General features: G+C 60.9%; 29 protein-coding genes and 1 tRNA gene. 15 read left to right on the forward strand and 15 right to left on the reverse strand.

The genetic code is table 11. The features are described from left to right. The first annotated feature begins 95 nt into the window (after nucleotides 1-95). Both MC381_RS09150 and nspC read left to right on the forward strand, forming a co-directional pair. The gene (locus MC381_RS09150) at nucleotides 96-1295 is read left to right on the forward strand and encodes a saccharopine dehydrogenase family protein (RefSeq protein WP_251977426.1); all 1200 of its coding nucleotides are present in this window, start codon (nucleotides 96-98) and stop codon (nucleotides 1293-1295) included. Then, complete coding sequence (gene nspC, locus MC381_RS09155; protein WP_251977427.1) at nucleotides 1295-2476, forward strand: carboxynorspermidine decarboxylase; 1182 nt, start codon at nucleotides 1295-1297, stop codon at nucleotides 2474-2476. The genes MC381_RS09150 and nspC overlap by 1 nt, the downstream gene beginning before the upstream one ends. Before the next feature lie 252 nt (nucleotides 2477-2728). Here nspC and MC381_RS09160 read toward each other — a convergent pair whose 3' ends face one another. The 3 genes from MC381_RS09160 to MC381_RS09170 form a co-directional block, all read right to left on the reverse strand. Next, entirely contained in the window at nucleotides 2729-2929 is a 201-nt protein-coding gene (locus tag MC381_RS09160; protein ID WP_251977428.1) for a hypothetical protein, read from the reverse strand. Further along, complete coding sequence (locus tag MC381_RS09165; RefSeq protein ID WP_251977429.1) at nucleotides 2926-3174, reverse strand: hypothetical protein; 249 nt, start codon at nucleotides 3172-3174, stop codon at nucleotides 2926-2928. Before MC381_RS09165 ends, MC381_RS09160 begins: the two co-directional genes overlap by 4 nt. 180 nt (nucleotides 3175-3354) lie before the next feature. Continuing rightward, the gene (locus MC381_RS09170) at nucleotides 3355-4290 is read right to left on the reverse strand and encodes a LysR family transcriptional regulator (RefSeq protein ID WP_251977430.1); all 936 of its coding nucleotides are present in this window, start codon (nucleotides 4288-4290) and stop codon (nucleotides 3355-3357) included. A gap of 350 nt (nucleotides 4291-4640) precedes the next feature. On the opposite strand from MC381_RS09170, the gene chrA reads away from it, so the two are divergent. From chrA to MC381_RS09185, 3 genes are all read left to right on the forward strand, one after another. After that, nucleotides 4641-5804 carry a chromate efflux transporter gene (gene chrA / locus MC381_RS09175; RefSeq protein ID WP_251977431.1) on the forward strand — a complete coding sequence of 388 codons (1164 nt, stop codon included), beginning with the start codon at nucleotides 4641-4643 and terminating at the stop codon, nucleotides 5802-5804. Between the two features lie 539 nt (nucleotides 5805-6343). Beyond that, nucleotides 6344-6994: a hypothetical protein gene (locus tag MC381_RS09180; protein ID WP_251977432.1), complete on the forward strand. Its 651-nt coding sequence runs from the start codon at nucleotides 6344-6346 to the stop codon at nucleotides 6992-6994. 77 nt (nucleotides 6995-7071) lie between these two features. After that, nucleotides 7072-7725 (forward strand): hypothetical protein, encoded by a 654-nt coding sequence (locus MC381_RS09185; RefSeq protein WP_251977433.1) that lies wholly within the window; start codon nucleotides 7072-7074, stop codon nucleotides 7723-7725. 122 nt (nucleotides 7726-7847) lie between these two features. On the opposite strand, the gene MC381_RS09190 is transcribed toward MC381_RS09185, so the two are convergent. Further along, on the reverse strand, nucleotides 7848-8984 hold the full coding sequence (locus MC381_RS09190; RefSeq protein ID WP_251977434.1) for an MFS transporter: 1137 nt from the start codon (nucleotides 8982-8984) through the stop codon (nucleotides 7848-7850). Between the two features lie 377 nt (nucleotides 8985-9361). On the opposite strand from MC381_RS09190, the gene MC381_RS09195 reads away from it, so the two are divergent. Next, the gene (locus MC381_RS09195; RefSeq protein ID WP_251977435.1) at nucleotides 9362-9808 is read left to right on the forward strand and encodes a hypothetical protein; all 447 of its coding nucleotides are present in this window, start codon (nucleotides 9362-9364) and stop codon (nucleotides 9806-9808) included. Between the two features lie 302 nt (nucleotides 9809-10110). Here the strand turns inward: MC381_RS09195 and MC381_RS09200 are convergent, their stop codons facing one another. Then, nucleotides 10111-10332, reverse strand: coding sequence for a hypothetical protein (locus tag MC381_RS09200; RefSeq protein ID WP_251977436.1), 222 nt, complete (start codon nucleotides 10330-10332; stop codon nucleotides 10111-10113). A gap of 469 nt (nucleotides 10333-10801) precedes the next feature. On the opposite strand from MC381_RS09200, the gene MC381_RS09205 reads away from it, so the two are divergent. Both MC381_RS09205 and MC381_RS09210 read left to right on the forward strand, forming a co-directional pair. Then, complete coding sequence (locus MC381_RS09205) at nucleotides 10802-11017, forward strand: HVA1 family protein (protein WP_251977437.1); 216 nt, start codon at nucleotides 10802-10804, stop codon at nucleotides 11015-11017. After that, nucleotides 11014-11415: a hypothetical protein gene (locus tag MC381_RS09210; protein ID WP_251977438.1), complete on the forward strand. Its 402-nt coding sequence runs from the start codon at nucleotides 11014-11016 to the stop codon at nucleotides 11413-11415. The genes MC381_RS09205 and MC381_RS09210 overlap by 4 nt, the downstream gene beginning before the upstream one ends. Here MC381_RS09210 and MC381_RS09215 read toward each other — a convergent pair. Next, complete coding sequence (locus MC381_RS09215) at nucleotides 11378-11731, reverse strand: hypothetical protein (RefSeq protein ID WP_251977439.1); 354 nt, start codon at nucleotides 11729-11731, stop codon at nucleotides 11378-11380. The two genes, MC381_RS09210 and MC381_RS09215, sit on opposite strands and share 38 nt — an antisense overlap. A 294-nt stretch (nucleotides 11732-12025) precedes the next feature. Between MC381_RS09215 and MC381_RS09220 the strand changes: the two genes are divergently transcribed. Beyond that, on the forward strand, nucleotides 12026-13714 hold the full coding sequence (locus MC381_RS09220) for a methyl-accepting chemotaxis protein (protein ID WP_251977440.1): 1689 nt from the start codon (nucleotides 12026-12028) through the stop codon (nucleotides 13712-13714). Between the two features lie 184 nt (nucleotides 13715-13898). Here MC381_RS09220 and MC381_RS09225 read toward each other — a convergent pair whose 3' ends face one another. The 3 genes from MC381_RS09225 to MC381_RS09235 all read right to left on the reverse strand — a co-directional run bounded on the left by MC381_RS09225 (nucleotide 13899) and on the right by MC381_RS09235 (nucleotide 15930). After that, nucleotides 13899-14507 (reverse strand): YiiX/YebB-like N1pC/P60 family cysteine hydrolase, encoded by a 609-nt coding sequence (locus MC381_RS09225; protein WP_251977441.1) that lies wholly within the window; start codon nucleotides 14505-14507, stop codon nucleotides 13899-13901. A 3-nt stretch (nucleotides 14508-14510) separates the two neighbouring features. Then, nucleotides 14511-14909 carry a DUF4878 domain-containing protein gene (locus MC381_RS09230; protein WP_251977442.1) on the reverse strand — a complete coding sequence of 133 codons (399 nt, stop codon included), beginning with the start codon at nucleotides 14907-14909 and terminating at the stop codon, nucleotides 14511-14513. A 328-nt stretch (nucleotides 14910-15237) separates the two neighbouring features. Continuing rightward, the gene (locus MC381_RS09235; RefSeq protein ID WP_251977443.1) at nucleotides 15238-15930 is read right to left on the reverse strand and encodes a hypothetical protein; all 693 of its coding nucleotides are present in this window, start codon (nucleotides 15928-15930) and stop codon (nucleotides 15238-15240) included. A gap of 576 nt (nucleotides 15931-16506) precedes the next feature. Here MC381_RS09235 and MC381_RS09240 point away from each other — a divergent pair. Beyond that, complete coding sequence (locus tag MC381_RS09240) at nucleotides 16507-16830, forward strand: hypothetical protein (protein WP_251977444.1); 324 nt, start codon at nucleotides 16507-16509, stop codon at nucleotides 16828-16830. Nucleotides 16831-17076: 246 nt separating this feature from the next. Beyond that, a complete protein-coding gene (locus MC381_RS09245) occupies nucleotides 17077-17529 on the forward strand; it encodes a GNAT family N-acetyltransferase (RefSeq protein WP_251977445.1) in 453 nt (150 codons plus the stop codon). A gap of 132 nt (nucleotides 17530-17661) precedes the next feature. Here MC381_RS09245 and MC381_RS09250 read toward each other — a convergent pair whose 3' ends face one another. From MC381_RS09250 to MC381_RS09260, 3 genes are all read right to left on the reverse strand, one after another. After that, a complete protein-coding gene (locus MC381_RS09250; protein ID WP_251977446.1) occupies nucleotides 17662-18327 on the reverse strand; it encodes an AbiV family abortive infection protein in 666 nt (221 codons plus the stop codon). Nucleotides 18328-18357: 30 nt separating this feature from the next. After that, nucleotides 18358-18768 carry a hypothetical protein gene (locus tag MC381_RS09255; RefSeq protein ID WP_251977447.1) on the reverse strand — a complete coding sequence of 137 codons (411 nt, stop codon included), beginning with the start codon at nucleotides 18766-18768 and terminating at the stop codon, nucleotides 18358-18360. A gap of 563 nt (nucleotides 18769-19331) precedes the next feature. Beyond that, entirely contained in the window at nucleotides 19332-19649 is a 318-nt protein-coding gene (locus MC381_RS09260; RefSeq protein WP_251977448.1) for a hypothetical protein, read from the reverse strand. A gap of 870 nt (nucleotides 19650-20519) precedes the next feature. On the opposite strand from MC381_RS09260, the gene MC381_RS09265 reads away from it, so the two are divergent. After that, the gene (locus MC381_RS09265; RefSeq protein ID WP_251977449.1) at nucleotides 20520-20672 is read left to right on the forward strand and encodes a metallothionein; all 153 of its coding nucleotides are present in this window, start codon (nucleotides 20520-20522) and stop codon (nucleotides 20670-20672) included. A 208-nt stretch (nucleotides 20673-20880) separates the two neighbouring features. On the opposite strand, the gene MC381_RS09270 is transcribed toward MC381_RS09265, so the two are convergent. Beyond that, nucleotides 20881-20957, reverse strand: a tRNA-Arg gene (locus MC381_RS09270). A 171-nt stretch (nucleotides 20958-21128) separates the two neighbouring features. Between MC381_RS09270 and MC381_RS09275 the strand changes: the two genes are divergently transcribed. Next, a complete protein-coding gene (locus MC381_RS09275; protein WP_251977450.1) occupies nucleotides 21129-22034 on the forward strand; it encodes a methyltransferase domain-containing protein in 906 nt (301 codons plus the stop codon). After that, entirely contained in the window at nucleotides 22031-23041 is a 1011-nt protein-coding gene (locus MC381_RS09280; RefSeq protein WP_251977451.1) for a methyltransferase, read from the forward strand. The genes MC381_RS09275 and MC381_RS09280 overlap by 4 nt, the downstream gene beginning before the upstream one ends. Before the next feature lie 41 nt (nucleotides 23042-23082). Here the strand turns inward: MC381_RS09280 and MC381_RS09285 are convergent, their stop codons facing one another. Both MC381_RS09285 and greB read right to left on the reverse strand, forming a co-directional pair. Next, nucleotides 23083-24372: an EAL and HDOD domain-containing protein gene (locus MC381_RS09285; RefSeq protein WP_251977452.1), complete on the reverse strand. Its 1290-nt coding sequence runs from the start codon at nucleotides 24370-24372 to the stop codon at nucleotides 23083-23085. A 54-nt stretch (nucleotides 24373-24426) separates the two neighbouring features. Beyond that, nucleotides 24427-24978 carry a transcription elongation factor GreB gene (gene greB, locus MC381_RS09290; protein ID WP_251977453.1) on the reverse strand — a complete coding sequence of 184 codons (552 nt, stop codon included), beginning with the start codon at nucleotides 24976-24978 and terminating at the stop codon, nucleotides 24427-24429. A 151-nt stretch (nucleotides 24979-25129) separates the two neighbouring features. Between greB and MC381_RS09295 the strand changes: the two genes are divergently transcribed. Further along, nucleotides 25130-25936 carry a hypothetical protein gene (locus MC381_RS09295; RefSeq protein WP_251977454.1) on the forward strand — a complete coding sequence of 269 codons (807 nt, stop codon included), beginning with the start codon at nucleotides 25130-25132 and terminating at the stop codon, nucleotides 25934-25936. The last annotated feature ends 20 nt before the right edge of the window (nucleotides 25937-25956 follow it).

Here is a 25956-nt window from a genome sequence, read left to right on the forward strand (position 1 = left end):
TCGGGTCGGGGTGCGCTGAATTTTGCAGGAAGTTAGTTGCCCACTACCGATAAGACCTTATCACTGTTGACTTTTCCCGATCTGGAATTGAATTCATGAGCAAAGTCCTGATTATCGGCGCCGGCGGCGTCGGCGGTGTCGTTACGCACAAGTGCGCCCAGCATCCCGAAGTGTTTTCGGAAATTTGCCTCGCCAGCCGCAACGAGGCCAAGTGCCAGGCGATCGCCGAGCAACTGTCACGTCCGATTCAGACCGCCCAGGTCGACGCCGATGACGTCGAGGCGATCGTTGCGCTGATCGAGTCGTTCAAACCGGACGTGCTGATCCATGTGGCGCTGCCGTATCAGGACCTCACCATCATGGAAGCCTGCCTGCGCACCGGTGTGCCCTATCTCGACACCGCCAACTACGAGCATCCCGACGAGGCGAAGTTCGAGTACAAGGAGCAGTGGGCGTTCCAGGAGCGTTATCAGAAGGCTGGCAACATGGCCACGCTCGGCTGCGGCTTCGACCCGGGCATGACCAACATCTATTGCGCCTACGGCCAGAAGAACCTGTTCGACGAGATCCACCGCATCGACATTCTCGATGCCAACGGTGGCGATCACGGCTATCCGTTTGCGACCAACTTCAACCCGGAGATCAACATTCGCGAGATCACCGCGAACGGCCGCTACTGGGAGAAGGGCGAGTGGGTCGAGACCGCGCCGCTGGCCGAGAAGCGGACCTTCGACTTTGACGGCATCGGCGAGAAGGAGATGTACCTCCTCTATCATGAGGAGCTCGAGTCGCTGGCGCAGAACATCAAGGGCATCGAGCGTATTCGCTTCTGGATGACCTTCTCCGAGAAGTACATCACGCACCTCAAGGTGCTCGAGAACGTCGGCATGACCAGCATCGAGCCGATCAACGTCAACGGCGCCGAGGTGTCGCCGCTGCAGTTCCTGAAGTCGGTGTTGCCGGATCCGGCGTCGCTCGGCCCGCGTACCAAGGGCAAGACCAACATCGGCGTCATCCTCGACGGCATCAAGGATGGCAAGCGTCGCAAGGTGTACATCTACAACATGTGCGACCACGAGCAGTGCTACGCCGAGGTGAAGTCCCAGGCGATCTCCTACACCACCGGCGTGCCGGCGGTGACCGGCGCCATGCTGATGCTGGAAGGTATCTGGAAAGGTGACGGCGTCTACAACGTCGAACAGCTCGACCCGAATCCGTTCATGGAGCGCATCGGCGAGATGGGGCTGCCGTGGCAGATGGTCGAGCTCGACCCCGACGTCGATCCGCTGGCCTGATGGCGGCGGTCGACACGAGCGCGCAGGCGTCCGACGTCTGCGGCTTCGACATCCATGCCTGCCCGTCGCCGGCCTACGTGGTCGACGACGCACGGCTGATCCGCAATCTCGAGCTGCTCGCTCGCGTGCAGGCCGAGAGCGGGGCGAAGATCCTGCTGGCGCTGAAGGGCTTCGCCATGTGGGATACCTTCCCGCTGGTCAGCCGTTATCTGGTCGGCACTACCGCGAGCGGGCAGGACGAAGCGCGTCTCGGCGCGGAAACGTTCGGCGGTGAGGTGCACTGCTATTCGCCCGCGTTCACGGTGCCCGAGATGGACGAAGTGCTGCGCTACGCGGATCACCTGAGTTTCAACTCGCCCGGCCAGTGGCGCTACTTCCGCGATACCGTCTCGGCGGCGGCGCGGCCGGTCTCCTGCGGGCTGCGGGTCAACCCGGAGCACTCCACCGGAGAGGTGGCGCTCTACGACCCCTGCGCGCCGGGCTCGCGCCTTGGTACGCGGGCCATGGACCTCGAACCTGCCGATCTCGAAGGTCTTGAGGGGCTGCACTTCCATACGCTGTGCGAGCAGGACAGTGACGCACTGGAAGCGACGCTCAAGGCTTTCGAGGAGAAGTTCGGCCGCTACCTGGGCGACCTGCGCTGGGTCAACTTCGGTGGCGGGCATCACATCACGCGGCCGGGCTACGACGTCGAGCGGCTGGTGCGCGTGGTAAGCGATTTCCGGGCGCGTTATCCGCATCTCGAGGTCTACCTGGAGCCGGGTGAGGCGATTGCGCTCAATACCGGGTTCCTGGTCGCGACGGTGCTGGATATCGTCGACAACGATGGCCCCATCGCGATACTGGATACCTCGGCGACCGCGCATATGCCGGATGTGCTCGAGATGCCCTATCGCCCGGAGATCATCGGTGCGGCCGAGCCGGGCGAGAAGGCGCATACTTACCGCCTGGGTGGCACCACCTGTCTCGCCGGTGACGTGATCGGCGACTACGCCTTCGATACGCCTCTGTCGATCGGCGACCGGCTGGTGTTCACCGACATGGCTCACTACACCATGGTCAAGACCACGACCTTTAACGGCATTCGTTTGCCGGCGATCTGCCGGGTCGATGGCGAAAGCCGCGAGGTAAGCACGGTCAAGACCTTCGGCTACGAGGACTATCGACAGCGCTTGAGTTGAGCCTGTCGTCGTCTTGCCTGCTGGTCAGGCTGTCGATAGCCCGATCTGACGCTCCGCCTCGGCGGGGCGTCTTTCGTTGTCTCGTTTGCATACCACGGCTTGCGTAGGCCCGCGCAATCGACGACATGGCTGGAGCGCGCGCATAAAAAAGGCCGCCGAGACGGGGAGGGGCGGCCAACGGGGTAGACATTGTCAGCGTCGTACTCGACGCGCGTGATGGTCAGGCAGTGACTTCTTCAGACAGCAACGTCTTCAAGCAGTAACTTCGAGGCGCGAGCCGCGGGTTTTCTGATCGCTCATACGGGCGACGGCCACGTCGCAATTGTCGCTTTCGAAGCGATGGGCGGTGCAGTTGGCGCAACGTAGGCGACGAGTCTCCGACGGCGCAGCGGCCACGTAAAACTCCTTGAAACCGCAGACATAGCAGGGGGCGTCCAGCGTAATGCGTGTCATGCCGACTGTCTCTGCATGACAGTATCGTTGAGCGACTCGTTCTCGCGCGCCATCTGCAGGATCAGGCTGCGGGACATATTCAACGCTCTCAGTGCGTAGCTGCCTGTGTGGCGGTCTTCGTGCAGCCCGCAGGTATCTAGGAATTCGCCGCAATCCTCGCAGTGAATCTCATCCCAGTCGTAGCTGGTATCCGGTGCCGAAGCCTGACTGCAACCACAACGGGGGCAGGAAATCTGATATTTCATGGCTCGCCTCCTTGGCGTTGGATGTTGACCTTCCGGGTCGATCCTTCGTCGGGGCGTCTCTGCCCCGCCGCCGTATCAACATGGCACAGAGTCTAAACTTGTACAAACGACATTTTTCGTACAGTTATGTGACACTGCACGGCAATACGAGTGCGGGCGAGGGCTGGCGCGGGCAGTGGCTCAGGGCGCGTCGACGGTACGCTCGGCGGCGGCGGCCAGCGCTTCCGGGCCGACGAGTCGTACCAGCAGGTCCTGCGCGAAACGCGGCAGCACGTCGATATCGCGCAGTAGCAGGCTCCGCTCGCGGTACGCCCAGGCGTCTTCCAGGCGACGTACCGCCAATTGCATGCTCTGGCGATAGCGCAAGGCACAGGACTCCGGCAGGATACCGACGCCCACGCCGGCTTCGATCATGCGGCAGGCCGCCTCGAAGCCGAAGACCTGCGTACGGACCGTCAGTGGCTTGCCGAAAGCCAGGGCCTGGCGCTGCAGGTAGTCGAACAGCGTGCTGCCGGCATGCAGCGTCACCTGGGGATAGTCCAGGGCATCCGCATAGGTGACCTGCTCGGCCGTGGCGAGCGGATGCCCTGCCGGCATCGCCAGCACGAGCCGGTCGCGGCCGAAGGGTAGTGTGGCCAGCCGCGACGGCAGCTCGACGCCTACCATGATGCCGAGAATGCCGAGGTCGGCCGTACCGTCGAGCACCCCGCGCACGATATCGCGGGTCAGGCGTTCCTGCAGATCGATCGTCACACCTGGACGGGCCGCCAGAAAGTCGGCCAGGACTTCCGGCATGAATTCGGTCACGGCCGTGGTGTTGGCGAAGATCCTGAGATGGCCGCTGTCGCCAGTGCCGGCATCGGCGAAGTCGCTCTTGACCCGCTCCACCTGACGCAGAATCGCGCGGGCATGGCGCAGCAGTGCCTCACCCGCCGGTGTCGGCTCGACGCCCTGGCTGCTGCGGTAGAACAAGCGTGTGTTGAGCTGGCCCTCGAGCGCCTTGATGCGGGCGCTGACCGCGGCCGTCGACAGGTGGGCGCGTTGAGCGCCGGCGGTCAGGCTTTGCGCTTCGGCAACCTGGACGACGAGGCGTAGATCGGTGAGATCGAAGTGCATGACCTAAGGCCTCGCATCGCGCGCTTGCGCGGTGGTCGCCGGCGCACAGGACACGACGTCGTACTGCATTGACGTCGCCAAACAGAGAAGGAGTATAGGCACGCGCAAAGCCCGGATGTTGCGGGGCGTTTCAGACTATCAGGATCGCTCGCCGAAGGGGATGGGGTGGTGGCACGCCGCGAAGAGGGGGCGCCGGTGAACCTGATGGTCGCCGGCACGAGAAGCCTTTTTCATACCGTTGCCTGACTGACGGCCTCGGCAACAGGTGCTACGGTCGCCAAAAACCCTCGAAGGCGCCATTCTGGCCCAAGGTCGTATCCGTGACGCCACCTCGACGAGCCGCCGGCCGTGTGCTGGAGATCTTTTTTGCCTTCCTTTTCCTCGGCGTGATCGCCTTCGGGGGCCCGGTCGCGCATCTGGGGTACTTCCATCAAGCATTCGTACAACGCCGAGGCTGGCTCAGCGAGCACGACTACGCCGATCTGCTGACGCTCTGCCAGTTCCTGCCCGGGCCGGCCAGCAGCCAGGTCGGTTTCGCCATCGGTCTTTATCGTGGCGGCCTGCCGGGCGCTATCGCGGCCTGGATGGCATTCACGCTGCCTTCGGCGCTGATGCTGTTGCTGTTTGCCTTGAGTGCGGCGTCGTTCGGCGGCCAGTTCGGCCAGTCGCTGATCGATGGACTCAAGCTGGTCGCCGTCGCCATCGTGGCGCACGCGGTCTGGTCGATGGGGCGGCGCTTGTGTCCCGATCGCCAGCGCGTTGGCATTGCTCTCGGCGCCCTGTTCATCGTCACGCTGCTGGGTGGGCTGTTTGGCCAGTTGCTGGCGATTGCCGCCGGCGCTGTCGCCGGGGTGCTGCTTTGCCGGTCTCAGGTCGAGCTGGGCGAGGGGCGAATGGCTTTCGTCGTAGGTCGGTGGGTATCGCGCTTGGCGCTAGGCCTGTTCGTGCTGCTGCTGGGCATACTGCCGCTGTTCGCGCTGGGAGACTCGCTGGCGCTGGTGACCGCCGATGCCTTGTTTCGGGCCGGTGCGCTTGTGTTTGGCGGGGGACACGTAGTGCTGCCGATGCTGGAGAGTGCAGTGGTGGCGCCGGGATGGGTCAGCCAGAGCGATTTCCTCACCGGCTATGGTGTGGTTCAGGCGGTGCCGGGGCCACTATTCAGCCTGGCGAGCTATCTTGGCGCCATTATCGCGCCCGTCGGGCAGGCCGTTCCCTACGCCCTGTTGGCGCTTGTCATGCTTTTTTTGCCGGGATTTCTGTTGCTGCTGGCGGTGATGCCGCACTGGGAGCGCCTGCGACGCTCCGTGACGGCTCAGACGCTGATGCTGGGCGCGAATGCCGCTGTCGTCGGCGTGCTGGGGGCGGCGCTCTACGATCCGGTATGGGTGGGTGCCATATCGGGCCCGTGGGAGATGGCCATCGCGCTGGGCGGTTTTCTTCTGCTCAGCGTCTGGCGTTGCCCCGCCTGGGTTGTTGCACTGGGCGGCGCGCTCTCGGGGTTGATACTGCCCTAGTGGCGGCGGCCGAGGAATGAGGGCGACTGCCGGTGATGCCCCGGCTCCCGCTTGTGAGTCGAAAAGATACATTTTGATACATAACCCTTCGGGTTAATTGATCCTAATCAAATTATCTGATGGCAAAGAGGTCCATTGTGGGCGCCAACGCTAGGAAGGCGTTCACACAGGGATGATAGCCGCAGGAAGCGGATCACAAGGACGCATGGCAGGACGCCATGGTAGGCAAGCAAGGATGAGCAGCGTTTGGAAGGGCCGGCCAGCCGGCCCTTCTTCGCTGTGCTTGTGACGATTTCTCCGACACCCGGCTGCCTGGCAGCCGGGTGTTTCATTTTCGGTGCTTGGGTCGCGTCTCGTGACTCGATAATGGGCCGCGACGCCAGCGATACCCGAACCCTCCTTCGGTGGCCCCATGGCGCTCGAACCCGCTACGTTAAGACCTCGAGTGATTAAAAACGTTGACCGCTGACGAGCTTCGACGGCGGGATCAAGTCGAGAAGTGGTGTCGCCGGATTCCCGAAACCACGCGAGGATACGCCATGCCCACACGTGCCAAGCCGCCCGAGCTGGAACTCGCCGAGTCCTCGGTGCCGCTATCGATCTCGCCGCGTCGGCGTTGGCTGGCCGGGGGCATTGCGGTCGCCTTCTTCGTCTTCTCTCTACTGATGCTGCTGAGTGGTCTGTTCGAGGGCGGGGCCTTTGTCAGCCTCTTTACCGTGGGGTTGGTCGTCGCGGGCGTCAGCCTGGTGGCTGAACGCATTACCCAGGTTTCGCTCTGGGGTTATGACATCGAACTGCAGCGCCGCCGCGCGGCGAGCATGACGCAAGCGGCCGAACAGACGCTGGCCGATCTGGAATCGTGTCGCGTCGATATGCTCGAAAGCACCCTCCTGAACCTCAACGATGATCTGGACCGTGGCCACGGCGAGTGCGCGGATCTTGAGCATCGTGTCGCGTTGCTGGAACGGCTGCTGACGCGGATCGAGGCTGCCGACCTGCTGGAGACGCTCGCCGAGCCAGCCTATCGGGCAACCGAGGCGACCACTCGCATTTGGCAGGGAAACCAGACAAGCCGCGAGCCGCCGCCTGGCGATATCGAGCGCCAGCGCTGGGAGCGCTTGCTGGCCTACCGGGAGCGGGCACGTCGGTGCCTGCATTCGCCAGCCGACGGCGCCGATGCGGCGACCTGAGCCCGTGTCCGTTTCCGCTGATCGACAAGGGAGCGAGGCTGACGAGAAGCCAGGCCAGGGAAGATAAGGAGAGAGTCATGCAGTGGCTGAGCGACCACGCCGAGGCCATCTCGGCGGCATCGAGCATCCTGACGCTGTTCGTCTGGATCTTCTACGCACAGATCCTGTATCGCAATTTTGCCCGCACACGACGCCCGCGCATCATCATCAACCGCGGACACGGCAAGGATCTCACCGCGCTCTGCCTGATCAGCAACATGAGCTCGGAGCCGATCTTTCTGGAACATATCATCGCCACGCTACACACCAGCGAGGGGATGTTCAGTCAGGACATGATCGATTACGAGTCTGACTTTGGACAGGATGCCCGGCAGCACGAGAACCAGGATGAACCGTCTCGGTCGCAGACCAGTCAGGGGCCGATGCTCTCCGGCAGCTTCAGCCATATCGACACCTTCCAGCAGATCCTTCATCGACTCTGCCGAACCTATGATATTCCTCTGGAAGGCGACACGCCGAGCGGTGATGCCGTTTTCCAGTTTCTGGATATCCGCGTGGTCGCGATCTACGGCAGTGAGGATCATCCGGTCGGTGCAGCGAGACGCTTCAAGCTCCAGACCGGCGATCATAACCGCTGCACGCTGACGCCGGTCTCGATCGACACCAAGCGCTACGCCAATCGCTGGCAGCGCTGGCGAGTGCGGCAGTGGATGCGTCAGCTGGATCGCTGAACCGTCGTCTCGCGATGCCACTCAGCAGACACCAGCGCGTGCTTCTGCTCGGCCAGACGCGTTCCCCCGGGGCGCGCGGCCGGGCCGCGAGTCCGCGGGTTCAAACGCTGAAGGCGGCCGGTCTACCGACGTTCCAAAGCGGGGGCGAAGGCAACGATACCCAGCGCGAGGGCTCCCAGCAGGCAGAAGGCGTAGTGCAGCGTGATCAGATGGGCGGCGAAGCCGATCAGCGGCGGGCCAAGCAGCATTGCCCCGTAGCCGAAGGTGGAGACGCCAGCGATGGCCTCGCCCGGGGGCGTTACCGGGTCGTTGGCGGCACGGGTGATCACCAGTGGCATGATCAGGGCGTAGCCGACCCCGATCAGCGCGAAGCCGACGAGTGCCAGATAAAACTCGGCAAAGGTGACGGACACGGCGATGCCGACAAAGGCCGAAAGCCCGGCGAGTCGCGCTGCCCAGGTGGGGCCGAGCGCCGCCGTCAGGCGGTCACCGACCAGACGCACGGCGACCATCGCGACCGAAAAGACGGTGTAACCGAGCGCCGCCTGTGCCTCGGTGGCGGCGGTGACCGAGACCAGGAAGAGGGCGCCCCAGTCGGCCATGGCGCCTTCGCCAATCGATGAACACATCGCGATCATGCCGACCCAGAGTAGCGACCCACGGGGAAGCGGCACCAGACTGCCGCCGCGTCTGCGCTGGCGCGTTTCCGAGCGCCAGCCGATGGCTGCCAGCCGTACCGTGCACAGATAGAGCAGGGTCGCGAACAGCGAAAAATGGACGATCAGCCCCCAGTCCAGCTTGACGGCCAGATAGCCGACGGCCGCACCCAGGCCGGCACCCAGGCTCCACATGGCATGAAGCGATGACATCACGCGCCGGCCGATATAGCGCTCCGCCTCCCCGGCCCAGCTGTTCATGGCGACATCCATGGCGCCGTGGGAACCACCGAACAGAAACAGTGCCGCCGCCAGCAGCCACAGATTCGGTGCTAGGGCGATCGCGATCAGTGCCAGCGCATAGATCACTGCGATGGCCAACGTCGTGCGTGCCGCGCCAAAGGCATCCGATGCCCGCCCGGCGAGCGGAAACGAGGTCAGCGCCCCCAGGGCCAGTAGCAGCAACAGCAGCCCCAGTTGCCCGCCGTCGATGGCGTTTTGTTTCACGACGGTCGGGATGCGCGAGGCCCAGGCGCCAAACAGACCGCCGTTCAGCAGGAAGGCGGCAGCCACGGCAATCCAGGCGCGGCGAGAAGAAGGCATGCGGGCGCTCCTGTGAAAAAGGGTCGGTCCTGACGGCTCGCGTCCTGCCCATCAGCGGATGGCAAGCCGCTCGGCGGCCGCACAATCATGAACGGGGTCGATCCTTTTCGCCAACGGTAACCCGTGGTTTCAAAGCGCTCAGCGCACGCATTCGGCAGGGGCTGGGGAACGTGACAACGCGTCACTGGCGGTAGCGGGGAAGGCCGCGATGCCGAAAAATCCGATGTGGCGGTGTTAACAGTGTTCGCCATAACGTCTGCTAATGAACAGGCGACGTTATGCATCGTTATTCATTAGTTAAACGGCGTTAATTCCGTTAACCTGATAGCCCTGTAGCCTTCACGCGCAAAGATCATTTTCCAGCCTCAGGGATGGCCATGGATATCACAAGGGATTGGGGACGCTGGGCGGTACCGGGCGGCGCGCTGGGTAGCCAGCCACTGGACAGCGAAGAATTGATCGCCCACGAGGCGATACGGATCGGCTTTATCGCGGTCTATCATGCGGAGGACCTGCCGGCGATCAGCCAGGACGCGGGGTTCTATCACAGTCAGGTGGCGTGGGAGGTGTGTCGGCCGATCATGCTGAAGCACTTCTCGGAGGAGCGGGAACGCTTCGAGCTGCGGCTGACTCAGCACGGCAACAAGTTCAGCATCGATGAAGTCGGTATGGATATCGAAAGCTTCGAGTCGAGCTATGTCTGCTTCCTCGCACCGCTGCTGTCCAGCGCGGCCACCGTCGAGGGTGCCCGCCGCTACTGCGCGGAGCGGGCTTTCGTGCCGCCCTGGTTTCTGGTCAACCATCACGACATCCATCGAGTCTAAGCCTGTGAGTCGGGAGTGATCCCGTCGGCCGGGAGGCGACGCCAACGTGGCGGCTCCCGGCCGCATCCGTTTGACTGCCTGAATCGTTCGACTGCCTGAGCCGTTCCACTGCCTGAATCGTTTGACTGCCGCGAGCGGACACCCAGCGCCGGACCGGGTACACGTTGATTTCCCGACGATGTGGATTAGCGATGGCCACCGGCGCTTGGCATTCGCGCCAGCACTGGAATTTAACCTGTATTAAAAGCGACAAAAATGTCGCCGTCTGTGACATTGTTTTGCAATGTTCGGTAGTTTCTCATTCACTTTTCGTTTAAAAATGCAGTTGTGCCAACGGTACGCAGGGAGACTAACTCGTGGCTGGGTTCGTCAAAAAGAGTCAAAATATTATAAGCAGTTTCATAATCAACTCGGTTGGCACCATCGAGTCCAAAGGCCGAAGAGGAGGGCAGACACTCGACACGCAGCATTGCAAGATTGTCCGTAACAGGCATTGATGCCCCGCCGTTGTCGGCATCAGTCATCAGCCGCTGAAGGGAGGTATCCAGCGAGAGTATCCATCGACACTGCATCAAGATAGGTTCAAATTAGACTTTTATGACGGTATGTTGATAATTCAGGTCGATAGACAATACTGATAAACCATATTGATAACCAGAGAGGTAAACGACGAGGAAAAAAGAGGTAAACGAAAAAAGAAGTGGTCAAACTAGGAAAAAGAGGAGGTCGATCGCATCAGTTAACTGCAGCATTCATTACCGCGAAGCGGTCGTAACAACGGCAAGGAGTCAGAAATCGATACGGTGTTGATAGACAGGCAAGATATGACGATCTCGGCGCAAGCCGGGCACTGGGGAGTCCTGCATTGAACTTCCCGCCATCAGAATAAGGCGCGGCCCTCATAATGACGGTCGCGCCTTTTTGTTTCCGACTCGACTCTTTTCCAGTTTTTTCCGCTCTTTCCCGGTGCTCTCGTGGGCCGCGCTCTGTTGAATGATCGTCTCTCTCACCGGTTATGCCGACCATTGGGCGAGAAAGCCGGTGGCGCGCGAGTGTCACGAGACGGTCACGCGAAAGCTGCAAGGTAGCGAAGTGACCCGCAACGGGGCCGAGGACAACCCGGCCTATCGGATCAAGCAGGACGACGGTACTCGGGTACCGAAACTTCACAGCGAGTGGCAAAAGGGATCGCCAGGGAGGTCGACGTGACGTTCGAGGATATCGCGAGGCTGGCACTAGCCGGCCGTGTCGAGGCGCTGCACGTGGAGTCGTCGGCGCGGGACCTGTTTCATTACCGGGCTTTTATCGAAGGGCGAGACTGGATGCTTAGGGATAGCCGGGGGCAGCCAGTACGTGATCGCTCACTGGGGCATGCGCGCCAGCGACTGCGTGGGGCGGGTGGGTTCGAGGGCGTGCCGCTGTTTCTGGTGCAGCGGCGGGTAGCCGATAGCCTCCGTGAGAGTGAGAGTGCGAGTGCGAGTGGCGCCTTGCCGTTTCCCTACAAGACGCCGCTCCGCCTGACCAGCGGCGGCGTGTCGTTTGATGCCTCGACTACCGCCGCGCCCGCGCTTACTGGGCGGGATTCGCTTGCATGTAGTCCGCGATGAGGTCCATCGAGGTCTGCATGTCGTCGCAAAGCTTCTGCGAGGGCTCGAAATTCGGATCGTTGACGAGTTTCTCCATCTCGTCGTCATGGTTATCGAAGGTGCCTTCCGCTTCCTTCTTCTCCATGATCGAGGCGATGTCGGCCTGGGCGTCGCGCGGGTTCTCCACCTGAGACATGTAGCCGCCGATCACCTGGCCCTGTGTCATGACGTACTGCTTGAGGCCGGCCTGGGTACATTCGAAATCGTTGGCCTGAGCCACACCCGTAAGGGAAAGGGCAACCAGGGCAGCGCCCGCGGCAATTCTGGAATTCAACACGTCTCTTTCTCCGAGTAGCTGGCGTAAAGGGTTGATACGCGGCCACTATCTCAGTTCTGGCTCGCTATCACCAGTGACAGCGGGTCGCGTTCGATCTGCCGCTGAGGGCGCGGCCTCCTCCAGCGTGCGGCTTGTCCTCTCGTCAGCGTTCCATGGTGGTTGCACAGACAGATCAAGGTTTGCCGGCCGCCGCCGATATAGCTTCGCGCGGAGGACACTGAAGCCCATCGGTAATGCTCAGTGTTAGCGCTATCGTCCGGGCGTTGGGCCACGGGCTTCAGTGAGACTTACTCGATGCGAATTCTGAACCGTAGCGTCAAGCTCAGGCTCGGCCTGAGCCTCGGCGCCTGTATTCTGCTGTTGATTGCCGTCGGCGTCATCGGCCTTTATAGCCTGGCCAAGACCAACGATGCGCTTGAGGACACCTACGAAGGCAACGTGCTGACGTTGAGCGACCTGAGTCAGATCAATCAGGCGCTGCTCGGCAATCGGGTCAAGATCACGGCCGAGCAGCGCGATCGGGACCCGGCCTCTGCGCGCGTCACTCGCGACGAGATTGCCGAGAACGATGCGATTATCGACGAAGCCTGGGCCGACTATTTCCCGCAGCGGGTTTCCGGGGATCGCGAGCGCGAACTGGCGGCTGACTTCACGGCTTCTCTGGCCCGCCTGCGCGCCGGTATCGACAAGCTCAACGATGAGATGATCGACAACGATTTCGACGCCGCCCGCGTGATCGCCACGACCACGTTGCGCGCCGAATACCCCCGCGTATTGGGGTCGCTCAATGAGCTGATCGAGCGCAACCGCGTTCAGGCGGCCGATGCCTACGCCCTGTCGCTCACCGAGTACCAGTGGACACGCAACTTCGTGGTCATCGTCATGCTCTTGGCGGTGCTCATCGGCATCGCCCTGGCGTTCTGGCTCATTCGCGGCATCATGACCCCGCTGGCCAAGGCCCGCGAACTCGCCAATGCCATGGCCGATGGCAAGCTCGACAACCGGATCGACGTTACCTGCAAGGACGAATTCGGCGACATGCTGCAGTCGCTGCAGGCCATGGAAGGCAAGTTTTCCCGCGTGGTCATGGCCGTTCGTGGCAACGCCGAATCGGTCAGCGGGGCGGCCGACGAGATTGCGCAGGGCACCGAGAATCTAAGCCAGCGTACGCAGCAGCAGGCGGCCAGTCTCGAGGAGACCGCGGCATCCATGGACGAGATCACCTCGACCGTGCGCCAGAATGCCGAGAATGCGAACGAGGCGGATCGACTGGTACGTGACGTCAGCCAGCAGGCCAATACCGGTGGTGCCGTAGCCGGCGAAGCGATCAAGGCGATGGAAGGAATCAACCACTCCAGCCGCAAGATCGCAGGCATCGTCGGCTTGATCGACGAGATCGCCTTCCAGACCAATCTGCTGGCGCTCAATGCCTCCGTCGAAGCCGCACGCGCGGGCGAGCAGGGGCGTGGGTTTGCCGTCGTCGCCAACGAAGTGCGCAACCTTGCCGGCCGCAGCGCCGATGCCGCCAAGGAGATCAAGACGCTGGTCGAGGAGAGCATCAGTCAGGTCGGCGCCGGCTCCGAGCTGGTCAACCGAGCCGGCAAGTCGCTCGAAGAGATCGTCAGCGGTGTTCAGCGTGTCACGGCTCTGGTCAGTGAAATCGCGGTCGCCAGCCGTGAGCAGTCCCAGGGCATCGACCAGGTGAACACTGCCGTCGCGCAGATGGATGGCGTCACCCAGCAGAACGCCAGCCTGGTCGATGAGTCCAGCGAAGCCAGCCGTGCCCTGCAGCGCCAGGCGGCCGCGTTGCTCAAGGAAGTGTCCTTCTTCCGCGGCGCTACCGGTACGACGCCGGCGCCGGCACTGGCTGCCGCGCACGCCGCGAAAGCCACGTCCGGCCATCGCCCCGCGCCCGCTCTGAAGCGCCCGGCGCCGCGCGCGCCCGAGCGCCAGGCCGAGACCGAAGAGTGGGAATCGTTCTAACGGCCATCACGCCGCGATCGCCTGTCATCGAAGCGCCCCAACCGGGGCGCTTTTTTTGCCTGCTTTTCGGGGCGCGTTTGATGGAGTGCCTGGTTAGGACGGGCTTTTGGGGGGGCTTCAGAGCGTTTTCTGGCGGTGGCCCTGATCCTGTCGAGGCCGCATAACGTGGTACTCCCGAGAGCCGTTATCGCGACAGCGCCGTTTCAGCGGTGCTGTCATGCTCGGGCGCCGACAGTAGGGGAGACAGCAGCGGCGAGGCGAGTAGCCCGCTGGGAAGCAGAAAATCGCCCTGGGCCAGCGGGATATGCAAACGGGTGAAGCGGGCCTGGAGATCGAGCCCGGCCTGCTGCCAGGCCGCCCAGACCAGTGTCGTGCAGTAAGTGCCCGTTGTCCCCAGTACATCGAACGGCGTGCCTGTCTGCGCTCTGGCCCATCGAACGGCCTGGGCGCGCTGGGCTGATGTTGCATTGGCCACATGGTAAACCTGCCAGTGTCGCGCGCGTGCCGGGGCAATAAAGAAGTTCAGGGCGTCGATGACCACGCCGTCTGGCCTGCCGGCCCTCTCTGACGGCGTGGCGTGGATGACTTCCCATGCACCGTCGCGCCGGGCCAGCATGCCGACATGGCTGAACCGGCCTTCGTCGACCGAGATCACGACATCGCTGACCGGGGCCGTTCCCTCCCGAAAGATCAGGTCACCCGGCGCGGCGCCGGGCAGGGGGGCCGCGAAAAGATGGCCAGCCATCAGGCTGCAGATCAGCAGCCCGAGCGTCAGGCAGGGGCGAATCGTCATGGCTTACTGGAACGAGACTTTCCAGTCGCCATCTTCCTTGACGAGCCTGGTGTTCTCGCTCGTCGATTTGCCGTTGCCGAATGTGATCCGGCTTCTGACGACGGCGGTCTGACCATCCTCGGAAACCTGCGTCTCGAGTGTCTCGACGGTGTCCAGCCCGTCGTTCGCCGCCACGCGACTTTCCAGGTTGCCCACGATCATCTGCACCTTGCCCTTCGCTTGCACCATCTCGTTGGCACCCACGCCGGCGAAGGAGATCAACTCGACCGCGCCATCGACATCTCCTTCGGCGGCGGCTTCATAGAAAGCGCTGGCCGTCGATTCCGGATCGCCACCGGAACAGGCGACCAGGGTCATGGCGGTCATCAGCAGGAACAACGGATAAAGTGCGAAGCGTTTCATGGGCCCTCCGGGGCAAATCGGATCGAGCCCGGATCGTAGCAAAACGGATCTGCCCAAGGATCATTTTTTGGTATTGATAGCTATTTTCCTACACGTTTTTAGGAAATGGCGACGTTTTTGGCGACGGTAACAAGGGGATGCGTCTACACATCCATTTGGCATTCATGAATATCGGCCTGTAGGACAACCGCCAGGATATGAAAAAGGCGCCCACCATGGGGCGCCTTTTTTGGCCAGTCGACGGGCGAGTAACCGTCACTGCTGTGCGGCAAGGCTATCGACTCTGCCACTGCCGGGCTCGAGTCGAACTCGCCTCAACGTTGCCATTTCACCGCACGTAGATCTGCCCGCTTTCGTACAGGGCGCGACAGTCGTTGGCGTCGTGATAGCGGTCCTCGGCAAGGTTGTGCGCATTGACGCCCGGCCCGCTGAAACGTGGGTCATCGCACTCGCCATCGTTGGCCCAATCGCTGGTGTTGTCGCCCCATTCGATACCGTGGCTAGACCCCACGGTCGCCGAGGCGTCTTCCGTCTCCGACCAGGCAGGGTTGGCTTCGGAAATGTAGAGCTTGGCATCCGCCCGGCTATTGCCTTCGTAGGTGCCGACCCAGATGTTGTAGTTGCCCGACGGCGGATTGTTCCACTGCAGGCCGGGGTTGGTGCCGGCAGCGGTGGAGAAGTCATCGTTGCAGTACCAGTTGCCCGCCGCGTCGTAGACCACCAGCGTGATATCGTCCGCGGATTCCGCATAGATGCTGAGCGGGTACTGGCCAGCCTTGAAGTTCAGATCCAGATCCGGCTTATCGCTGACAAAGCCACTGCAGTTGACGCCGGCTTCACTCGCGGCGTGGTCGCCACCCGCGGTCAGCGACTTCTCGTGCGGGTCGGGTTGGAAACCGGAGTTCAGGTTGACCGTGCCGTAGGCCGGCGCGGCTTGCCAGTCCAGCGCCTGGGCGCCGGCGCTCAGGCAGAGCAGTGGCAGGGCGAGCAGAGCGGTCTTGCAAAGAGATGACGACTTCACACGTCTATCCTCGTTCTTCTTTTGAGTCGTGATGCGTAGCGTACCTGCCTATTATTACGAAATGTTAATGGAAAGTCACGGTTAGCAGAGGGTAACCAAAACCCATCGATACTCGTTTTTTAATCGCAATCTCATGATTTTTCACAATAAAAATAGTATCACTAATTAAAGGCCGGACTATCGATAGCCTGCGCAGGCATCGGTGTTGGCTGTCGTCTTCGTAGGATTGCATCGGCTTGGGATGGGATGCGCTTAGCCATCAGCTGATCGACAAAACCGGTCGAGCGGCTTGTCGCTGTAGCGAATCTCTTAAAGGACGTAAGTGTTTGTCCTTGGCGCGGAAGTTCGAGGCCAAATCACTGATAAATGGTTGAAAAAGACGTCATGAAAAAAGTGAGAGCAACGGCGCTCGGGCATTGCGTGTCTGCTGTATGGCGATTGTCCTACACGGGATAAGAGAAAAGCAGCCAGCCTTGTCAGGGAACAGCTACAGACAGTTATTCGGCACGGCACTAAGTTTACTGAGAAGACCGCGCTGCGGTTCATTACTCATATCCCCCTGGCCGTGAGGAAACGATGACCGAGACCGAAAAAGCCACGCTCGCCTATCATGCGGGCTTTGCCGACGAGGCTTCCCGTCAGACGACCGCCGAAATCTGGATGCGCGCCGACCATCTCGCGTTGGAACCTCTGGCGGGCAAGTTGAGCGGACCGCACTCTGAAACCGATGATTTCTATCGGCACGGCCGTGGCGACGCGATCGTTTATTGCCGGTCTCGCTCGGATGCTGCGGTCAAGGACGAGATCTGGAAGCGCTATGGCCCCGCGGGTGATCTCTACCCACGTCTGATCCGCTGGGAATTGGCGCTAAGTGGGTCTGGATCGCTTGGATGGCGTTGAAAGGGAGGGCCCACCAGGATTCTATAATCATAGATAACTAACTGTTTAATCTATCAATTCCCTGATTTCGATAATCTAGATATACCATACGATATACCTCCCAGCTTCAAAAGCTGAGCGTGTGGTTGCGCATCGCACGGCCAGGTAGCCGGGGCTCCCAACCGCCAAGCAAACTCGCCTGAGGGCACTGTGTGCCTCAAAATGATCGCCCACGGGCTTTTCAATCACTGCCAGGGGGATCGATCCATGCCAACTCAGGTGAGAGAAGCGAGAGAGACAGACATAGAGGATATCTTCGCTATTCGCACAAGCGTGGCGGAGAACCATCTTTCGCTCGAGCAGCTTGCCGAAATGGGCATCACGCCGGAGGCCATTGCAGCCGAGCTCGCCCAGGGCCCTTGTCTTTGGGTTGCGGAGATTGAACGAGTACCCGTGGGCTTTTCGATGGTCCATAACGAGACCGCATGCGTATTTGGACTCTTCGTCCGCGCCGACCATGAAGGGCAAGGAGTGGGCCGCTTACTCCTTGAGAGAGCCGAGCACCATCTATTCGCCAAATTCGATGAGATTTGGCTAGAAACAGAGATCGGCAGTCGAGCCTACGCGTTTTACGATCGTGCCGGCTGGATTCCCGTTGAGAAACGGGATCGCGACTTGATGAAATTCGTCAAAGTCCGAGCCGTGGCGAGTAACCTTTGAGTGGCAGCATCCGGCCAAAAGTAGATATAACGCCTTACTAATGGGCGCATAAATGCTTGGTTAAAATTAGCGACGAAGGAGCACAAGCCAAGCGTTTTGCGTCGTTTTGAGTAATTTGTTATAACCCGCTGGCTACCCAACAAAGTCTTTAAAGCTATACTGCCCCTCAGAGATAAGATTTTCTTTTACCATTTCATCAAACCAGTTATTTGGAGCCGTTTTCATTGAATCCATTGAACCCTTCCATACAGGTTTAATGTGCTTGACCCAAAGCTCTATTTCCTTCGTAGTATAAATACTATCTTTGCACATCAGTTTGGCTACTTTAAGTATATTTTCAGTATTATCTTTATCTATTATTTGTTCAGGAACTGACCAATGAGCTTTTCCAAGGCAATCTGTGTAAAAACCTATTTGTTTAAGGTTGTCTAAAAGTAATGGATGTTCGGCCTTTTCATCAAATAATGATTTAAACCTATGGAGTTTGTTTGCACCGCTTGAAGCTAGATGGAGAAATAACCACATAGTGTTCTTTTTTGTGTGTGAACGATAAGCCTTCCATGCTTCTTTAACTTGGTCGCCATTTTTAGCTAGTGCTAGCTCCCTTAAAATACTTACTTTACCCGACTCCTCGATTGATAAAATCGACAAAGATAATGCAGAAGGAAAGCGATTTAGATCAAATAATATTTCTGCATCTTCAAGTAGCCGCCGAGCATTATTGTTGGCAGCATTCATCCCCTCTGCAATTTGAGCTGGCTTGAGTGTATTTTTCCATTGACCTAATCCTTTAGACACGAGCACCTCATTTTAAAAGGTTATAACGCCTCAATCAGCCGCCGCTTCAGCGGTCAGATGCATTGACTTGTTAGAGCCCGCCGACTGCGTAACTGAAACGGTCAATGAGACTGTTGAAACAATTAGCGCAAGAACAGCGATTGCTGTTCCTATCCAAAACTTCTTTCTCTCTTGACGCAAGCCAGCCAAAACGGATGTCATAAGTGGAAAATTTACACACTTCGAGTCATTCCCAACTTTTAGAGCAAAGAAATGAACATTACCCCCATCATCTTGTTTGTAACCGTACTGCTTCTCTAAGTGGTAGTACATGCGGCCAAAGACAATGTCGGGATCCACTTTAAGCTTGCCAGCAATTTTCTCGCAGTCAATCGGAATATAGATTTTAGAGGCCCGCGACCCATCACCTCTTTCAAAAGAAGCAAAGTCAGAGTGATACATACGGTATATCGTGTTTAATATTTCTAGATCAGTGGGAATTCTCATGTCTACCCTTGGGCTATAACGCCAGCGCACAACGGCGCCCTTGTAATGGAGGCGCAGCCGCAATGCAAAAGGGCGTCCGGCGGCCATCGACCGCGTATTGATGCGCCTTGTTATGTTTTGATGCCGAACTGGCACCAACCCGTGACCTAAAGTACTTAGGGCAGAACCCTGGCGACACTCTGTAGCAGTACAACCCACGAGGGGCTTGTTACAAAAAATGAGCTAAAGAATGCAAGCCATCCAAGGATGACCAGGGTGGGACCTACGAAAGGCCCAGCTTTCAGTTGCAGTTGTTTTACCATAGCAATTACCTCTCTCAGTTTGTGTTTGAACGTTGATTGGGAATCGCCAGGGTTCTGCTCCGCAGTGCGTGCTGCCCTAAATACTCTAGATTTTCTTCTACATGCGCTGACAAACATAACTCCCGGCTTTGGGGCGGACTTGTAGCCGCGAAGCGGCGGAAAGGCCGTCCCAGCCTCGAAGGGGCGACAACAGCCGATTGTTATGCCTGGCTTCAACTACTCGTCGTCATCTTCGATATCAAATGAAGGTTCCTCTACGTCTATCGATGGATTTGGAGTGGTAGTTTCGAATACTTCCTCGATTACTGCATATGTTTCAAAGCCGGATCGCCTTGCTGAAACTTTCCAAGTGAACTCACCGTGTTCAGAGTCCGCCCCATACGTTGCCACGCAAACGGTATCATTAGGCTCTTTGTATCCACCGGGCTCACTACCGAATTCTTCATTTACAAGCTGTATTGGATATGTTTGGTAAGACTCATCATCCAATTGGTACTGAACAGTTTCACTTTTTAGAATGATTTTCCAAGACATACTGCCTCCTTAAAATGGTTGATTGCATAACAGGTATTAGACAGCGCGCTCGTTTATTGACTTGAACGCGCACGCGCGTTCAACAATGTTATGCTGCACGCCGCTTTCTCCATAACATACTGAAAGATCGACACATTAAATATAGCTTGGCTGTATAACACCAATCATAGTGTCGGCTGCATAACACCGATGAACGTGCAGGCAGTCTTTTCCAGCATGCCCGCTTTGGGTCGGAACCTATCAGCCTTCTTAAGCCCTGTTAGGAATTCCTTTGGTATCAATCTGCCACATTCTGTTTCTCTTCTCTATCCGAAGCCCCTCATCTTTCGCCGGGTAGTCTGCAAAATGCATCATTCCGCACTATTTTTCCGCCTGCCAAATCGCTCCGCCGTCCCAGTGCTGGCGCGGCTTGGCGCCACTTGCAACGCTGCATCAAAACCGACCCATTTAGCGCGCAGGCGGGGCGGGGAGTCGACGGCGCACCGGCGGTGAAGGCCGCAATCGAGCTTATATTGGCCCAATAAATGGCCACGGCCTCCTATATCGTTACCATACAGTAACACTCGGGTCTATCAGGGCTCTCTCAGGAATCCATTGATTAGCTATCGGACGCTACGTGGCCGCACTTGAGCGTTTCTCGCTTCCACCGAGGGGGCGCAAGTGCATAGCACTGCATAGATCCGCATAAATTGTCGGTCGTGCTCTGGGCTACGCCGCACCCGTTGTGGCGCGGTTTAGGGGCCTCTTGGCAGATGCGTGGTTTTCGACCCATTTAGCGCGCGTAGCGCACGGTCGCTCGCATCCTGCCTTGTGATGACATAACACCGAGGGCGGGGACTAGATTGAGATCGTCAACAGAGGAGATTTCCAATGTCCCAGCAAACCTGTGCTTGCCCGAAATGCGAATGCAAGGTCACTGAGCAATCTGTCGAGGTAGAAGGAAAGCGGTATTGCTGCCAGGCATGCGCCGATGGCCATGCGGATGGGAGTAAAGATTGCGGCCACGACTGTCAGTGTGGCTGATTTTTCTCTGCAGCTCGGCGGCGCCCGCCGCCGGGCTTGGCGGCGATGGCCAAGGTTGGCTTGAATGACCGCCACCCGTTTTGAACCCCGGCCGTCAGCACGGCAAGCCTAGAGATAACGATGGTGTCCACAGGGTTATCAGTGGCGCGAGCGGCGAAGGCTGCTGGGCGGGAAAGAACGGCGAAGGCCGTAGCGAGAAACCTTTCAATGGTGCCCCCACCAGGATTCGAACCTGGGGCCTTCCCCTTAGGAGGGGGACGCTCTATCCAGCTGAGCTATAGGGGCGATGCGGCAGGGAAACGGCGAGTTGGCGTGCACCGTTTGCTGCGTTGCGAGCGGCGCACAGTATAAGCGCCGGATTCCACGAGATAAAGCCATGGCGCTTTGGCCGGGACGCTCCGCGCCGGCATTGCTACAATGCCGCCTTCCTCCGCTTTCTGGCCGCTGCCCGCTTGCATGTCCGCTCCTGACGATGTCTCTTCCGTCGATTCCCACCGCCACGGCAATGATGTGCCGGTGGCGCAGGATCGCATCTTCGATGGCCTGGCGGAGAAGTTTGCCGACAGCCTTTACGCCACCGCGCGGGGCCGGATTCGGCTGGCCGTGCTGGGCCTGTTGCTGGACGAGGCGTTGCCGCGCGACGGCTCGCCGGCGCTGGATGTCGGCGGTGGTCTGGGCCAGATGAGCGCCTGGCTGGCGAAGCGTGGCCACGCGGTGACGCTGGCAGAGCCTTCGGCCGATATGCTCGCGGCGGCCGCTCCGGCACTGGCGGGGCTTTCGGTCACGCCGCTACGGGCGCCGGTACAGGCGCTGCCCGGGCAAGCGCCCGGCCCGTGGCCGCTGGTCGTCTGCCATGCGGTGCTGGAGTGGCTGGCGTCTCCGCGCGAGGCATTTTTCACCCTGCGTTCTCTGCTGGCGGCGGAGGGGCGACTGTCGTTGATGGTGTTCAATCGCGATGCGCTGCGCTTTTCCAACGTGGTCAAGGGCAACCTGGAACGCTCGCTGGAGGATCGCCTCGCGGGGACCGGCAAGCGTCAGCGGCTGACGCCGATCTCGCCGCTGACGCATGACGATATCGTGCGTTGGTGCGCCGAAACCGGGCTGGTGATCGAACAGGTCGCCGGCGTGCGCATTTTCCACGATTACCTGCGGGAGCGGGCGCCGAGCGATGCGCAGATGGAGACGTTGATCGCGCTGGAGAAACGCTATTGCCGCACCGAGCCCCATTGGCGCCTGGGGCGCTATCTGCACTATATCCTGCGGCCCGCGGCGGCATCCGGAAGCGACAAGGCCGCGCCCCCGGCTGCCGGGATGGCCACGGTGCATCCGACCGACGACGACCCCCATGGAGAGAGACGATGACCCCGCAGACGCCACCGTGCGAGTTGCTGGCCCGCCAGGACGCAGACTATCGCGGCTGGCTGTGGGTGGCGCCACCCCGTGACGGCTGGCTGGAGTCCGGTGAGGGCGCGGTGTGGAGCGCGGATCTTTCGGTCTGTGCCGCCTGGGCGGCGGCGGGGCGGCCGGCCCACTCATCGTTGGTGCCGCCGACGTTCGCGGTGCCCGGCGCGGTGCTGTTCTGGCCCAAGAGCCATGCGCTCGGGGCCTGGTGGCTGGAGGCGTTGTGCGGGGCGCTGCCGGCGGGCACGCCGATTCAGGTCGTCGGCGAGACCCAAGGCGGTATCCGGCGCGTGCCGAAGACACTAGCGGCGATGGCGCTGGCCTGCCGCAAGCTCGACAACGCACGACGCTGCACGCTGTTCGAGACGCGCGCCGACGACCGCGCAACCGTGCCCGATACCGGCTGGACTTCGTTCGAGGTTGCGGTGGCCGGCGTCGACGGGCTGACGCTGGCGACGCATCCGGGGGTGTTCGGCCATGGCAAGCTCGATGACGGCACGCGGTTGTTATTGCAGGCGCTGGTCGATTCGCCGTTGGCGACCCAAGGCGAGGCGCTGGATATCGGCTGCGGCGACGGCATCATCAGCGCCTGGTTGGCGCGGCGCGGTTGGCAGGTAACGGCGTCGGATATCAGTGCGTTTGCGGTGGAGGCGGCACGACGTTCACTGGCGGCCAACGGCCTGCGTGGACAGGTGTGCCAGAGCGATGTCTACGACGGTGTCGATGGCGTGTTCCAGGCCATCGTCAGCAATCCCCCTTTTCATCAGGAGCGGGCGATCGATTATGACCCGACTGAGCGCCTGATTCGCGAGGCACCGGCGCGTCTGCAGGCCGGCGGCTCGCTGACGCTGGTTGCTAATGCCTTCCTGCCATACCCGGACTGGCTGACGGCCGCTTTTGGCAGTTTCGAGGTGCTCGCCGACGACCGCCGCTTCCGCGTGTATCGGGCGTTCAAGCGCCGGCGTTAGTCGTCTTCTGTCGGCTCGTCGCTGCTGGCCGGCGGCAGCGCTTATAACCCGCCGCTAGCCTCCATCTCGTTGACCTCCGCGAGCGCACGCTGGTTGGCCTCGCTGACGCCGATGGCATCGATGCCGAGCGGTGCCAGGCGTTCCCACGGGATCTGCCCCCAGTCGCCATTTTCGAGATGAATCGCGGTCTCCAGCAGGGCGCCGACCGGGCCGGCACGCTCGAGCAGGGCGTCTTGGATCGCCGGGTGCAGGGGCAGCGTTTCGATCAGCGAGGCCAGCGGCCGATTGAAGAAGGCCTCGAGATACGAGAAGAGGCCGGTGGTAAACGCCTTCTCGGCCAGCGCGGTGTCATGGATCGCCAGTTCCCGACAGAGGCAGGCGCGGTACATCGCCAGTTGCTGCAGCGAGACCGGTTTGTCGTCCATGTCACCCAGGGCCAGCAGCGTTGCCAGGCTGCGGATGCGCTGGGTGCCGATCAGCGTGACCGCCTGGTTGAGCGAGGTGATCGCGCTGAGCCGCTGATACTGCGCCGTGTTGACGATTCTCAGCAGGCGCACGCCGAGCGCAGGGTCCCGTTCGATGGTCGTGGTGATGTCGCGCGTGCTGACATCCGGCTGGTTGAGCGTGGCGATCAACTGCAGGATCGCCAGGCGATCGGCGTTGATCGCCTCGCCCTGCATCACCTGCGGGCGCGCCAGGAAATAGCCTTGGAACAGGTCGCAGCCCGCGTCCAGGCAGCACTCGAGCTCCTCTTCGCTTTCGAGCTTCTCGGCCAGAATCTTCATCGCCGGGTAGCGCTGGCGCAGCTCGCGCACGACCTGGCGGAAGCCCTCGCTGCAGTAGTGGGGGTACTCGAGCTTGACCACATCGACCAGCGGCAGGAAGGGGTGTTCGGCGCCGGGTTCGGTGTAGTCGTCCAGCGCCAGCGTGAAGCCGCGCTGCTTGAGCCCGGCCAGGCGCGACAGCGTCTCGTCGTTGGCCGGCGTGTCCTCGAGAATCTCCACGACCAGTTTGTCGGAGTCGAACGGCAGGTTGGTGCAGAGCGTCTCGGCGGTGAAGTTGATGAAAAGCGGCTTGCCCTGGCTGACCGTTTGCAGGTCGCCCTGGGTAAAGGCGTTAAGCAACACCGTGCTCGTCGCGCGGTTACCGTCGAATGGCGACGGCATGGGGCCGCCGTCCTTGGGACGGAACAGGAGTTCGAAAGCCACGATCTCGCGCGCCTCATTGAAGATCGGCTGGCGCGCGAACAGCACGTGTTGTTCGCTCGGGTCGGAAGCTTCCGGCATGGTGGCGTACTCGACAATCGGGTTGCTGGCAGACCATACCGACATGGCCTGCCTTGTAACGCTTATCGTCTGCGGCGGAAAATTCTGTAGGGGAAACCGTCAGCTTCCGGCGTTTTCTTCGGCGCCCGGGTAGCCGATATCGGTGACAATATAGTGGGTTTCACCACCGGGCGCGGCGACCACGGCATCATCGTCCAGCGCCTTGCCCAGCAGGGCGCGCGCCAACGGCGCGTCGACGCTGATCCAATGGCGGCTGGTGTCGGTTTCGTCGTGGCCGACGATGCGAATATGCAGTTCCTCGCCGTCATCGTCCTCGAGCGTTACGTAGGCGCCGAAGTAGATCTTGCCGGTGTCCGCCGGCAGGCGGTCGACCACCTGCAGTTCATCCAGCCGCTTGCGCAGGTAGCGGATGCGCGCAATCACGCGATTGAGCTCTTTCTTGTTGTAGGTGTAGTCGGCGTTCTCACTGCGGTCGCCCAGGGCGGCGGCCTCGCCTACCTTGGCCGAGAGCTGCGGCCGCTTGACCCGGGAAAGGTGGTCGTGAATGCCTTCCAGTCGTGCATAGCCCTGTGGCGTGATCAGGTTGCTCTTCTTCTCCTGGCGGGGATCCTTCTTGGGATCGCGCCAGCGTGTCATGTTGCGGCCCTGCATATCGGCCTCCGTTTCGGTCGCTACTGGCGCGCAGCCTAACGCAACCGCCCAGGGCTCGCCACGCGCTTGAGACGCTTACGACTAAAACCGGATGGTGGCATTTTCAAACGACCGTTAGATTTTCGCCATGACCTGATAAAGGAGAGCGGCGATGCGAGCGCAATGGCGAACACCGGGCGCGTCGGGCAGTGAGGTGCATAGGGTCCAAGTGGACAGCTGCGAAGTGGACAGCGACGGCGTGGACAGCGGCGGCGCGACCAGCGTCGAAGTGATGAACCGGTCCGGCCGCGGCGGGATGTCGACCGGGGCAGGCGCCGTGCGGATCCTGGCGGCGACCGTGTTCACCCTGACGCTGATCGTCGGTGCGGCGGCCGGTGCGCTGGCGCAGGACAGGGCGCCCGAGTCGACGCTTTTCTCGCTGATGCAGCGCTGGGGCAACGTCGAGTACGAGATGCAGGGAGATGCGCAGACGCGAGCCTTCGAAGGGCTGGAGCGCGAAGTCGAAACACTCGCCGAGACCTATCCCGATGACCCGCGCGTGCTGACGGCCGAGGGTGTCGTGCTGGCTTCCTACGCGCGTGTCGAGGGTGGCCTGGGGGCACTGGGGCTGGCCAAGACGGCGCGAGATTCCCTGGAACGGGCGATCTCGCTCGACCCGCAGGGGCAGGATGGCTCGGCCTACGTCACGCTGGGGGCACTCTATCAGCGTGCGCCGGGCTGGCCGATCGCCTTCGGCGACGAGGACAAGGCGCGCGAACTGCTGGAGAAAGCCGTGGCGATTCGTCCGGCCGGCATCGATACCAACTATTACTACGCGCAGTTTCTCGAGGAGCAGGGCGCGCACGGCGAGGCGATGGCCTACGCCGAACGCGCGCTGGCGGGCGAGGCGAGGGAAGGTCGCGCCTCCGACGAGGCACTGCGCGAGCGCGTACGCGCCTGGATCGACGCCCACCGATGAGCCGCCGCCCGTCGACGGCG

The sequence above is a fragment of the Salinicola avicenniae genome (genome assembly GCF_023736115.1).
GTDB classification, from domain to species: domain Bacteria; phylum Pseudomonadota; class Gammaproteobacteria; order Pseudomonadales; family Halomonadaceae; genus Salinicola; species Salinicola avicenniae.

Bases quoted from the DNA above. Each gene is read 5' to 3' on its own strand.
- MC381_RS09150 (WP_251977426.1), top strand. From the start codon at position 96: ATGAGCAAAGTCCTGATTATCGGCGCCGGCGGCGTCGGCGGTGTCGTT.
- nspC (WP_251977427.1), top strand. From the start codon at position 1,295: ATGGCGGCGGTCGACACGAGCGCGCAGGCGTCCGACGTCTGCGGCTTC.
- MC381_RS09160 (WP_251977428.1), bottom strand. From the start codon at position 2,929: ATGACACGCATTACGCTGGACGCCCCCTGCTATGTCTGCGGTTTCAAG.
- MC381_RS09165 (WP_251977429.1), bottom strand. From the start codon at position 3,174: ATGAAATATCAGATTTCCTGCCCCCGTTGTGGTTGCAGTCAGGCTTCG.
- MC381_RS09170 (WP_251977430.1), bottom strand. From the start codon at position 4,290: ATGCACTTCGATCTCACCGATCTACGCCTCGTCGTCCAGGTTGCCGAA.
- MC381_RS09180 (WP_251977432.1), top strand. From the start codon at position 6,344: ATGCCCACACGTGCCAAGCCGCCCGAGCTGGAACTCGCCGAGTCCTCG.
- MC381_RS09185 (WP_251977433.1), top strand. From the start codon at position 7,072: ATGCAGTGGCTGAGCGACCACGCCGAGGCCATCTCGGCGGCATCGAGC.
- MC381_RS09190 (WP_251977434.1), bottom strand. From the start codon at position 8,984: ATGCCTTCTTCTCGCCGCGCCTGGATTGCCGTGGCTGCCGCCTTCCTG.
- MC381_RS09195 (WP_251977435.1), top strand. From the start codon at position 9,362: ATGGATATCACAAGGGATTGGGGACGCTGGGCGGTACCGGGCGGCGCG.
- MC381_RS09200 (WP_251977436.1), bottom strand. From the start codon at position 10,332: ATGACTGATGCCGACAACGGCGGGGCATCAATGCCTGTTACGGACAAT.
- MC381_RS09205 (WP_251977437.1), top strand. From the start codon at position 10,802: ATGATCGTCTCTCTCACCGGTTATGCCGACCATTGGGCGAGAAAGCCG.
- MC381_RS09220 (WP_251977440.1), top strand. From the start codon at position 12,026: ATGCGAATTCTGAACCGTAGCGTCAAGCTCAGGCTCGGCCTGAGCCTC.
- MC381_RS09225 (WP_251977441.1), bottom strand. From the start codon at position 14,507: ATGACGATTCGCCCCTGCCTGACGCTCGGGCTGCTGATCTGCAGCCTG.
- MC381_RS09230 (WP_251977442.1), bottom strand. From the start codon at position 14,909: ATGAAACGCTTCGCACTTTATCCGTTGTTCCTGCTGATGACCGCCATG.
- MC381_RS09240 (WP_251977444.1), top strand. From the start codon at position 16,507: ATGACCGAGACCGAAAAAGCCACGCTCGCCTATCATGCGGGCTTTGCC.
- MC381_RS09245 (WP_251977445.1), top strand. From the start codon at position 17,077: ATGCCAACTCAGGTGAGAGAAGCGAGAGAGACAGACATAGAGGATATC.
- MC381_RS09255 (WP_251977447.1), bottom strand. From the start codon at position 18,768: ATGTATCACTCTGACTTTGCTTCTTTTGAAAGAGGTGATGGGTCGCGG.
- MC381_RS09260 (WP_251977448.1), bottom strand. From the start codon at position 19,649: ATGTCTTGGAAAATCATTCTAAAAAGTGAAACTGTTCAGTACCAATTG.
- MC381_RS09265 (WP_251977449.1), top strand. From the start codon at position 20,520: ATGTCCCAGCAAACCTGTGCTTGCCCGAAATGCGAATGCAAGGTCACT.
- MC381_RS09275 (WP_251977450.1), top strand. From the start codon at position 21,129: ATGTCCGCTCCTGACGATGTCTCTTCCGTCGATTCCCACCGCCACGGC.
- MC381_RS09280 (WP_251977451.1), top strand. From the start codon at position 22,031: ATGACCCCGCAGACGCCACCGTGCGAGTTGCTGGCCCGCCAGGACGCA.
- MC381_RS09285 (WP_251977452.1), bottom strand. From the start codon at position 24,372: ATGTCGGTATGGTCTGCCAGCAACCCGATTGTCGAGTACGCCACCATG.
- greB (WP_251977453.1), bottom strand. From the start codon at position 24,978: ATGCAGGGCCGCAACATGACACGCTGGCGCGATCCCAAGAAGGATCCC.
- MC381_RS09295 (WP_251977454.1), top strand. From the start codon at position 25,130: ATGCGAGCGCAATGGCGAACACCGGGCGCGTCGGGCAGTGAGGTGCAT.